The organism is Janthinobacterium violaceinigrum (assembly GCF_009208555.1).
Lineage (GTDB): Bacteria > Pseudomonadota > Gammaproteobacteria > Burkholderiales > Burkholderiaceae_D > Janthinobacterium > Janthinobacterium violaceinigrum.
In genome coordinates this window covers 1-973 of the sequence record NZ_WFLI01000097.1, presented here as the reverse complement: position 1 = coordinate 973, position 973 = coordinate 1, and the positions used below count along the sequence as shown (strand labels likewise).

Genomic DNA, 973 nt, shown 5'->3' with positions numbered 1-973 from the left:
CGGAGATGAGCGCCAGGGCGGCGGCATCCGTCAGGCTGGCCTGTATGCCGGCCGTGACGGCCGCGTTGGCGGCGGCGGTGGCCGCCAGGTCCAGCGCGGCGGCGTCCGTGGCATTGGCCAGCGCCGTGGCAGCGGCGGCAGCGGCGGCATCATTGGCCGAGATGACGCCTAGTGCCGCAGCATCGGTCAGCGCGGCCTGGGTGTTGGCGGCGGCGGAAACCACGTCGGCCGCATCGGCGATGACTTGGAGTGCGGGGGCGTTGGTCTGGTCCGCCTGCGTTTGCGCCGCATCGGCAGCGGCGTGCGCGGCAGCGGCGTTGGCGGCGGCCGTGACGGCAGCCGCATCGGCATTTTGCGCCGACGTGGTGGCGGCCAGCGAAATGGCGGCTGCTGCGGCAGCGGCTGCTGCTGCGTTGTCGTCGTTCGTGGCGGCGCCCGCGGCGGCCTGTGCACCGGGCACGACGGCGGCCGTACTGGCTGCCAGCGCATCGTCGGTGGTGGCGCTATTGGCGGCGAGCAAGGCTGCTGCGGCCGCGGCGGCGGCCTGCGCCGCCAGCTGGTCGGCGAGGGTGGCTGCATTCGCTGCTGCCAGTGCTGCAGCTGCCGTGGCCGCAGCCGCTGCTGCTGCGGCGTCATCGGCCAGCGCTTCGTTGGCGGCGGCGACAGCCGCGGCGGCGGCCAGCACGGCCGCGTCTGTGATCGTGGTGGTGGTCGATTGATCGCCCGTGCCACCCTGGCCGCCGGTCGAGCCACCGGTGCCACCCGTACCGCCGGTACCACCCGTGCCGCCCGTGCCACCGGTGCCGCCCGTTCCCGTACCGCCCGTGCCGCCGGTGCCCGTTCCCCCAGTGCCACCCGTGCCGCCCGTTCCCGTCCCGCCCGTACCACCGGTTCCCGTGCCGCCCGTGCCGGCACCGCCGGCCGTGGTGCCGCCTCCGCCGCCTGCTGCTGCGGCGAACACGCCGAGGCCGCC

1 protein-coding gene is annotated in these 973 nt (G+C 75.8%); it reads right to left on the bottom strand.

Annotated features, from left to right (window positions below):
• On the bottom strand, positions 1–973 hold a 973-nt coding region (locus GCN75_RS28775), incomplete at both ends, for a hypothetical protein (protein ID WP_226941629.1).